This window comes from Raoultella sp. (assembly GCF_039594335.1).
Lineage (GTDB): Bacteria > Pseudomonadota > Gammaproteobacteria > Enterobacterales > Enterobacteriaceae > Klebsiella.
Genome location: NZ_JBCNNS010000020.1, coordinates 41,095 through 50,315 on the forward strand (window position 1 = coordinate 41,095; position 9,221 = coordinate 50,315).

Here is a 9,221-nt window from a genome sequence, read left to right on the forward strand (position 1 = left end):
ATTACAGCGCGGCGATGACCGCCTGCTGTTCGATCAGTTTACTTTTCGCTTCGGCATAACCGTCCAGCTTCTCACGCTCTTTGGCGATCACCGCTTCCGGTGCGCGGGCGACAAAACCTTCGTTAGCCAGTTTGCTTTCGATACGACTGATTTCACCGTCGATCTTCGCCACTTCTTTCGCCAGACGCGCCAGCTCATCTTCTTTGTTGATGAGACCTGCCATCGGGATCAGCAGTTCGGCGCCGTCGATGATTTTGGTGACGGAAACCGGACCTTTGTCGTCGGCTGATAGCACGGTGATGCTTTCCAGACGCGCCATGGACTGCAGGAAGTTCTGGTTGTCGGTCACGCGACGCTGAGCGTCGGCGCTGCAACCGCGCAGCAGCAGTTCGAGTGGTTTGCCCGGGGCAATGTTCATTTCCGCACGGATATTACGTACGGCAATGATCGCCTGCTTCAGCCATTCGGTATCGGCCAGCGCCGCTTCATCAACCTGAGCCGCATCGTAAGCCGGGAACGGCTGCAGCATGATGGTGTCCGCATTGATACCAACGATGGTTTTCACACGCTGCCAGATGGTTTCAGTGATGAACGGAATGATCGGGTGCGCCAGACGCAGCAGACCTTCCAGCACGCTCACCAGGGTATGACGCGTGCCGCGCAGTTCCGCTTCAGAACCGCCGGTCATCACCGGTTTCGTCAGCTCCAGGTACCAGTCGCAGAACTGGTTCCAGGTGAACTCATACAGGATCCCCGCGGCGATATCGAAGCGGAAGTTATCCAGCGCTTCGCGGTACGCTTTCACGGTCTGGTTGAATTCGGCAAGGATCCAACGGTCCGCCAGCGACAGCACTTTCTCGCCGCCGTTGAAGCCGCAGTCCTGATCTTCGGTGTTCATCAGCACGAAACGGCTGGCGTTCCATAGCTTGTTACAGAAGTTACGGTAACCCTCCAGACGCTTCATGTCCCAGTTGATATCGCGGCCGGTGGAGGCCAGCGCCGCCAGGGTGAAGCGCAGGGCGTCGGTGCCGTGCGGCTCGATACCGTTCGGGAACTGTTTCTCGGTGCGTTTGGCGATTTTCTCCGCCAGCTGCGGTTGCATCATGTTGCCGGTACGTTTCTCCAGCAACTCTGGCAGGGAGATGCCGTCAACCATATCCAGCGGGTCAATCACGTTGCCCTTGGATTTGGACATCTTCTGGCCTTCGTCGTCACGAATCAGACCGGTCATGTAGACGGTATGGAACGGTACCTGCGGCTTGCCGTTTTCATCTTTGATGAAGTGCATGGTCATCATGATCATGCGGGCAATCCAGAAGAAGATAATGTCGAAACCGGAGACCATCACGCTGGTCGGGTGGAACTGACGCAGCGCGTCGGTGTTTTCTGGCCAGCCGAGGGTGGAGAAGGTCCACAGCGCGGAGGAGAACCAGGTATCCAGAACGTCTTCATCCTGACGCAGCGCGACGTCGGCGCTCAGGTTATTCTCCTGGCGCACTTCGTCTTCGGTGCGGCCCACGTAGACGTTGCCTTCGTTGTCATACCATGCCGGGATTCGGTGACCCCACCACAGCTGACGGGAGATACACCAGTCCTGAATATCGCGCATCCAGGAGAAATACATGTTTTCGTACTGCTTCGGTACGAACTGGATGTCGCCGTTTTCAACCGCTTCTACGGCAGGCTTCGCCAGCACATCGGCACGCACGTACCACTGGTCGGTCAGCATCGGCTCGATCACCACACCGCCACGGTCGCCGTAGGGCACGGTCAGATCGTGAGGTTTGATCTCTTCGAGCAGTCCGAGCGCATCAATGGCCGCCACAACAGCTTTACGCGCAGCGAAACGCTCCAGCTTCTGGAACTCAGCCGGGATCTCTGCGGAGTAAACGTCGGACTCTTCGCCTTTGGTGTCGTACACCTGCGCGCTTTCGCGGATGTCACCGTCAAAGGTCAGGATGTTGATCATCGGCAGGGCGTGACGTTTTCCGACTTCATAGTCGTTAAAGTCGTGCGCCGGGGTGATTTTCACGCAGCCGGTGCCTTTTTCCATGTCAGCGTGTTCGTCGCCGACGATCGGAATGCGGCGGTTGATCAGCGGCAGCACCACGAACTTGCCGATCAAATCTTTGTAACGCGGATCTTCCGGGTTAACGGCCACGCCAGTGTCGCCCAGCAGGGTTTCCGGACGGGTGGTCGCCACCACCAGATAATCTTTACCGTCGGTGGTTTTCGCACCGTCGGCCAGCGGGTAGCGGATATGCCACATGGAGCCTTTAGACTCGCGGTTTTCCACTTCCAGATCGGAGATGGCGGTGCGCAGTTTCGGGTCCCAGTTGACCAGGCGTTTGCCGCGGTAAATCAGGTCTTCTTTGTACAGGCGAACAAAGACTTCTTTTACGGCGTTGGAGAGACCTTCATCCATGGTGAAGCGCTCGCGCTCCCAGTCCACAGAGTTGCCGAGACGACGCATCTGACGGGTAATGGTGCCGCCGGATTCCGCTTTCCACTGCCAGATTTTATCGATAAAGGCGTCGCGGCCGTAGTCGTGGCGAGTTTTCCCTTCTTCTGCGGCAATCTTACGCTCAACCACCATCTGGGTCGCGATACCCGCGTGGTCGGTACCGGCCTGCCACAGGGTATTTTTACCCTGCATACGCTGGTAGCGAATCATGGTATCCATGATGGTTTGCTGGAAAGCATGACCCATATGCAAACTGCCGGTGACGTTCGGCGGCGGGATCATGATGCAGAAGCTCTCCTGGCTTTCATCACCATTCGGTTTGAAATAGCCCTGCTTTTCCCAGTGCTCGTAGAGCGGCTGTTCGATATCTTGTGGGTTGTATGTCTTTTCCATTATTTCCAGGTTGCCGTATTCAGGTTGAAACCAGCCATGCGGTACGCTTTGTAGCGTTCGCGCGCCAGTTGTTTCAGAGAATCTTCGTAAGGGACAAAGTCTATCACTTCTGTGAAAGCGGTGGCAAAATCTGCAAAGTTTACCCGCAGACTGATCAGAATATCCCGCGGGCTGCTGTTGCGCTTTTGCGGCCAGGCGATCTCTACCGGCGCTCCGCCTCTGGGGCCTTCTCCCGCCAGATTATGCGGGACGAAGCTTTCTGGAGGGCGGGCCCACAGCGCTTCATCCAGACGGATGGCCTGCTGTTCGTCTTCACAGGCGATAAGCACGCGTTTGCCGCTACGCCAACGTTCTGCGGCAATGTCACACACGAGTTGCTCGACGGCACTGAGGCCATCAACGGTGCTGTCATTGTCCAGAAGGTAGAACGTTGCATTCTTCATATATGGGGCTTCTTGTGGTGACGTTAAATGCTTAAACCAGGCGGCGCTGCGCTTACCCGGCCTACAAACGGCATCTTTGCGTAGGCCGGGCAAGCGTAGTTTGTCGGCCGGGTAAGGCGAAGCCGCCCCCCGGCATGTTCATCATTCTTCGCCTGTAAATCCGGCGCGATTGAGCAGGAACTGCGACAGCAGGGCGACCGGACGGCCGGTGGCGCCTTTCGCTTTCCCTGAACGCCATGCGGTGCCGGCGATATCCAGGTGTGCCCAGTTGTACTTACGGGCAAAGCGCGACAGGAAACAGCCGGCGGTGATCGCGCCGCCGGGACGTCCGCCGATGTTGGCCATATCCGCGAAGTTAGATTCCAGTTGCTCCTGGAATTCATCGCCCAGCGGTAAGCGCCATGCACGGTCGCCCGCCAGTTCGGATGCGCCGATCAGCTCGTGGGCCAGAGGATTGTGGTTAGACATCAGGCCGGTGATGTGATGGCCCAGGGCAATCACGCACGCGCCGGTTAGCGTTGCGACGTCAATCACGGCTTCCGGTTCGAAACGCTCAACATAGGTCAGCACATCGCACAGCACCAGACGACCTTCGGCGTCGGTATTCAGTACTTCAACGGTTTGGCCGGACATGGTCGTCAGGACATCACCTGGACGATAGGCGCGGCCGCCAGGCATGTTTTCACAGCCGGCGAGGACGCCGATCACGTTCAGCGGTAGCTGAAGTTCAGCGACCATACGCATCACGCCGTAGACCGCGGCCGCACCGCACATGTCGTACTTCATCTCGTCCATGCCTTCGGCAGGCTTGATGGAGATACCGCCGGAGTCAAAGGTCAGCCCTTTGCCGACCAGGACGATCGGACGGGCGTCTTCCGCCGGGTTGCCTTTGTATTCAATCACCGACATCAGCGATTCATTTTGCGAACCGTTGCCGACCGCCAGGTAAGAGTTCATGCCCAGCTCTTTCATCTGCTGTTCGCCGATGACGCGGGTGATCACATTCTTGCTGTAGGTATCGGCCAGCTGACGGGCCTGAGAGGCCAGATAGGCGGCGTTACAGATGTTTGGCGGCATATTGCCGAGATCTTTGGCGGCCTTGATACCGGCGGCAATCGCCAGTCCGTGCTGGATAGCGCGTTCGCCGCTGGTCAGCTCGCGACGGGTCGGAACGTTGAAGACCATTTTACGCAGCGGGCGACGCGGCTCGCTTTTATTGGTTTTCAACTGATCGAAGCTGTACAGCGTCTCTTTGGCAGTCTCAACGGCCTGGCGAACTTTCCAGTAGTTGTTGCGGCCTTTCACATGCAGTTCGGTCAGGAAGCAGACCGCTTCCATTGAACCGGTATCATTCAAAGTATTTATGGTTTTCTGAATGACCTGCTTGTACTGACGTTCGTCCAGCTCACGCTCTTTACCACAGCCAATCAGCAGAATACGTTCTGACAGAATATTTGGCACATGGTGCAGCAGCAGCGTCTGACCTGGCTTACCTTCCAGTTCACCGCGACGCAGCAGTGCGCTGATATAGCCGTCACTGATTTTATCGAGTTGTTCGGCAATCGGGGAGAGGCGACGCGGTTCAAAGACGCCGACTACGATACAGGCACTCCGCTGTTTCTCCGGGCTACCGCTTTTTACACTGAACTCCATGCACTACGCTCCTGAATCTTAAAGACAACGACGGTGGCTACGGATAGAATTGAAAGCTTTCGTAACTCATGTCCGCTGTTGCGGTGACTTCGTGTTAATCTTAACGTTATTACGGCTTTGGTTCGTCAGAAAAAAAACTGATACACAGAACCAGTGGGTCATTTAATCTTAGCGATGATTTCGAAGACCAAAGAGAATAAATGACGTTTAAGCCATGAAACAAGCAATTTTCCTGCAATAAGACGGGTTTTTACGGGCGTATTTATAGTGATAATCATAAGATATCTGGTTCGTGAGACGCTGAAAAGCCAGTTGGCGATCCTGTTCATCCTGTTACTGATTTTCTTTTGCCAGAAACTGGTCAGGATCCTCGGCGCTGCGGTGGATGGCGATATCCCGACAAATCTGGTGCTCTCGCTGTTAGGGCTGGGCGTACCGGAAATGGCGCAGCTCATTCTGCCTCTGAGTTTATTCCTCGGGCTGCTGATGACGCTGGGCAAACTGTATACCGAAAGCGAAATCACGGTGATGCATGCCTGCGGTCTGAGTAAGGCCGTGCTGGTGAAAGCGGCAATGATCCTCGCGCTGTTTACCGGCGCTGTAGCGGCGGTCAACGTGATGTGGGCCGGTCCCTGGTCGTCCCGCCATCAGGACGAAGTGCTGGCGGAAGCGAAAGCGAACCCCGGCATGGCTGCGCTGGCCCAGGGTCAGTTTCAGCAGGCCAGTGACGGCAGCGCCGTGCTGTTTATTGAAAACGTCAGCGGCAAGCGCTTCCATGATGTTTTCCTGGCGCAGTTGAGGCCGAAAGGTAACGCGCGGCCTTCCGTTGTGGTGGCCGATTCCGGCGAACTGACACAGAAGAAAGACGGCTCGCAGGTGGTGACCATGAACCAGGGCACCCGCTTTGAAGGCACGGCGATGCTGCGCGATTTCCGCATCACTGATTTTAAAAATTACCAGGCCATTATTGGCCATCAGGCGGTGGCCTCGGATCCTGACGACACCGAGCAGATGGGCATGCGCACGCTTTGGCGTACCGATACCGACCCCGCGCGCGCCGAGCTGCACTGGCGCTTCACACTGGTGGCGACGGTGTTCATTATGGCGCTGATGGTGGTGCCGCTGAGCGTGGTGAACCCGCGTCAGGGTCGCGTGCTGTCCATGCTGCCGGCGATGCTGCTGTATCTGGTCTTCTTCCTGCTGCAAACCTCGATTAAGTCAAACGGCGGTAAAGGTAAAATCGACCCGATGATCTGGATGTGGGTGATTAACCTGTTCTATTTCGCGCTGGCCGTGCTGCTAAACCTGTGGGATACGGTGCCGATGCGCCGCTTCCGTGCCCGTTTTAACAAAGGAGCAGTGTGATGCAGGCGTTTGGCGTACTTGACCGTTATATCGGTAGGACGATTTTCAACACCATCATGATGACGCTGTTCATGCTGGTTTCGCTCTCAGGCATTATCAAGTTTGTCGACCAGTTGAAAAAAGCCGGCCAGGGCAGCTACGACGCGCTGGGCGCCGGGCTGTATACCATCCTCAGCGTGCCAAAAGACGTGCAGATTTTCTTCCCGATGGCGGCGCTGCTTGGCGCACTGCTTGGCCTGGGGATGCTGGCGCAGCGTAGCGAACTGGTGGTGATGCAAGCCTCCGGCTTCACCCGTTTACAGGTGGCGCTGGCGGTGATGAAAACCGCGATTCCGCTGGTTCTGCTGACTATGGCAATCGGTGAATGGGTGGCGCCGCAGGGCGAGCAGATGGCGCGTAATTATCGCGCCCAGCAGATGTACGGCGGTTCGCTGCTGTCGACCCAGCAGGGGCTGTGGGCGAAAGACGGGCATAACTTCGTCTATATCGAACGGGTGAAAGGGAGCGATGAGCTGGGCGGCGTGAGTATTTACGTGTTTAACGACCAGCGCCGTTTGCAGACCGTTCGCTACGCCGCTTCGGCGAAATTCGACACCGACAATAAAGTCTGGCGCCTGTCGCAGGTCGATGAGTCTGACCTGACCGATCCGAAACAGATAACCGGCTCGCAGAGGGTCAGCGGCATCTGGAAAACCAAGTTGACGCCCGACAAGCTGGGAGTGGTGGCGCTGGACCCGGATGCGTTGTCGATCAGCGGCCTGCATAACTACGTGACCTATCTGAAATCCAGCGGACAGGACCCGGGACGCTACCAGCTCAACATGTGGAGCAAAATCTTCCAGCCGCTGTCGGTGGCGGTGATGATGCTGATGGCATTGTCGTTTATCTTCGGCCCGCTGCGCAGCGTGGCGATGGGGGTCAGGGTCGTCACCGGGATCAGTTTTGGTTTTATCTTCTACGTGCTGGACCAGATTTTTGGTCCGCTGACGCTGGTCTATGGCATCCCGCCGATTATCGGCGCGCTGCTGCCAAGCGCCAGCTTCTTCCTGATCAGCCTCTGGCTGATGATGAGAAAAGCGTAGTCATACGGATAACCCGGCCAGGCGCAAGCAACGCCGGGTTTTTTTGTGTCTGCCGTTTTATTGGATGCCCTCGGTGTTTCGCCTCGTTGCCCTGTAGCCCGGATAAGGCGCTTGTGCCGCAACCCGGGACAGGCAGGCACGGTGCTAATGGCGTCTTCCTCCAGGCAGACTTCCCCGCCCTGTAGCCCGGGTAAGGCGCTTGTGCCGCAACCCGGGACAGGCAGGCACGGTGCTAACGGCGTCTTCCTCCAGGCAGACTTCCCCGTCCTGTAGCCCGGGTAAGGCGCTTGTGCCGCAACCCGGGACAGGCAGGCACGGTGCTAACGGCGTCTTCCTCCAGGCAGACTTCCCCGCCCTGTAGCCCGGGTAAGGCGCTTGTGCCGCAACCCGGGACAGGCAGGCACGGTGCTAACGGCGTCTTCCTCCAAGTAGACTTCCCAGCATTCCCCGCACCAGTTGGTTGGTCACCTGGCGAACCGCGCTTTTAGCGGCCGTTTGCACCAGACCATCATGTTTGCCGCCGCGCGGACCGGTGGTGCCGAACAAAATATCTTTCAGCCCGCCGAGCAGACCGTCGTCAGCGCTGCCCGTCTGGCCTTTTGCCGGGGGAGCCGCCTGCTGTTCCGGGGTAGACTGCACCCCTTGCTGCAGCATTTCATAGGCGGACTCGCGATCGACGGCATCTTCATACTTACCGTACAGCGCGGAGTGGTTAATCAAGCCGTTACGCTCGTCGTCCGTCACCGGCCCCATTCGTGAACAGGGGGCGATGACCATCGCGCGCTCGACCACCGAAGGGCTGCCTTTTTCATCGAGAAAGGAGATCAGCGCTTCGCCGGTGCCCAGCTCCTGGATGGCCTGTTCGGTACTGAACGCCGGGTTAGCGCGCATGGTCTGTGCCGCGGCTTTTACCGCTTTCTGATCTTTTGGCGTAAAGGCGCGCAGGGCGTGCTGAACGCGGTTGCCCAACTGGCCGAGGATCGCATCGGGAATATCCGACGGGTTCTGCGACACGAAGTAAACCCCCACGGCTTTGGAACGAATCAGGCGGATAACCTGCTCGATTTTGTCCAGCAACACCTGAGGTGCATCGTTAAACAGCAGGTGCGCTTCATCGAAGAAAAAGACCAGTTTCGGCTTATCGAGATCGCCCGCTTCCGGCAGGCGCTCGTAGAGCTCCGAGAGCATCCATAGCAGGCTGGCTGCATAGAGTTTCGGCATCTGATACAGCTTTTCGGCGCTGAGGATATTAATCATCCCTTTGCCGTTCTCGTCGAGACGCATCCAGTCCTGGATATCGAGCATCGGCTCGCCGAAAAAGTGTTCCGCGCCTTGCTGTTCGAGAGTCAGCAGGCCGCGCTGGATGGCGCCGACCGAGGCGCTGCTGATGTTGCCATACTGGTTTTGAAAGGTTTTGGCGTTATCGCCGATATATTGGGTGATGGCGCGTAAATCTTTGAAATCGAGCAGCAGCAGCCCGCGATCATCGGCGATGCGGAAGATAATATTCAGCACGCCGGACTGGACATCGTTGAGATTGAGCAGCCGCGCCAGCAGTAGTGGTCCGAGGTCGGAAACCGTGGCCCGAAGCGGATGGCCTTTTTCAGCGAAAATATCCCACGTTACTACCGGGTTAGCATGGGGCTGCCAATCGGTGACGCCGATTTTTTCCAGCCGCGTCTGCAGTTTCTCCGAGTTTTGGCCCGTTGCGGCAATCCCGGTCAGATCGCCTTTCACATCGGCCATAAAGACCGGCACGCCGATTTCTGAAAAAGATTCCGCCAGCTTTTGCAAAGTGACGGTTTTACCGGTGCCGGTCGC

Annotated in this window: 6 protein-coding genes; 2 read left to right on the plus strand and 4 right to left on the minus strand. The window is 57.3% G+C overall.

Translation table 11 applies throughout. From position 1 onward, the window contains the following. Window position 1 precedes the first annotated feature (1 nt). The 3 genes from ACZAHD_RS05475 to pepA form a co-directional block, all read right to left on the minus strand. Entirely contained in the window at window positions 2–2,857 is a 2,856-nt protein-coding gene (locus ACZAHD_RS05475; RefSeq protein WP_462455876.1) for a valine--tRNA ligase, read from the minus strand. Further along, complete coding sequence (holC, locus tag ACZAHD_RS05480) at window positions 2,857–3,300, minus strand: DNA polymerase III subunit chi (protein ID WP_462455877.1); 444 nt, start codon at window positions 3,298–3,300, stop codon at window positions 2,857–2,859. Before holC ends, ACZAHD_RS05475 begins: the two co-directional genes overlap by 1 nt. Window positions 3,301–3,441: 141 nt before the next feature. Then, window positions 3,442–4,953 carry a leucyl aminopeptidase gene (gene pepA, locus ACZAHD_RS05485; RefSeq protein ID WP_462455878.1) on the minus strand — a complete coding sequence of 504 codons (1,512 nt, stop codon included), beginning with the start codon at window positions 4,951–4,953 and terminating at the stop codon, window positions 3,442–3,444. A gap of 267 nt (window positions 4,954–5,220) precedes the next feature. Between pepA and lptF the strand changes: the two genes are divergently transcribed. Together lptF and lptG are read left to right on the plus strand one after the other, a co-directional pair. Then, window positions 5,221–6,318: an LPS export ABC transporter permease LptF gene (lptF, locus tag ACZAHD_RS05490; RefSeq protein ID WP_462455879.1), complete on the plus strand. Its 1,098-nt coding sequence runs from the start codon at window positions 5,221–5,223 to the stop codon at window positions 6,316–6,318. Next, on the plus strand, window positions 6,318–7,400 hold the full coding sequence (gene lptG / locus ACZAHD_RS05495) for an LPS export ABC transporter permease LptG (protein ID WP_462455882.1): 1,083 nt from the start codon (window positions 6,318–6,320) through the stop codon (window positions 7,398–7,400). Before lptF ends, lptG begins: the two co-directional genes overlap by 1 nt. 408 nt (window positions 7,401–7,808) lie before the next feature. On the opposite strand, the gene ACZAHD_RS05500 is transcribed toward lptG, so the two are convergent. Further along, window positions 7,809–9,221, minus strand: a 1,413-nt coding sequence (locus ACZAHD_RS05500; RefSeq protein WP_462455880.1) for a helicase HerA-like C-terminal domain-containing protein, incomplete at its 5' end; no start/stop codon positions are given.

What these genes read in the sequence shown, in the direction of transcription:
- ACZAHD_RS05475 (WP_462455876.1), bottom strand. Translation starts at nt 2,857, where the DNA reads ATGGAAAAGACATACAACCCACAAGATATCGAACAGCCGCTCTACGAG.
- holC (WP_462455877.1), bottom strand. Translation starts at nt 3,300, where the DNA reads ATGAAGAATGCAACGTTCTACCTTCTGGACAATGACAGCACCGTTGAT.
- pepA (WP_462455878.1), bottom strand. Translation starts at nt 4,953, where the DNA reads ATGGAGTTCAGTGTAAAAAGCGGTAGCCCGGAGAAACAGCGGAGTGCC.
- lptG (WP_462455882.1), top strand. Translation starts at nt 6,318, where the DNA reads ATGCAGGCGTTTGGCGTACTTGACCGTTATATCGGTAGGACGATTTTC.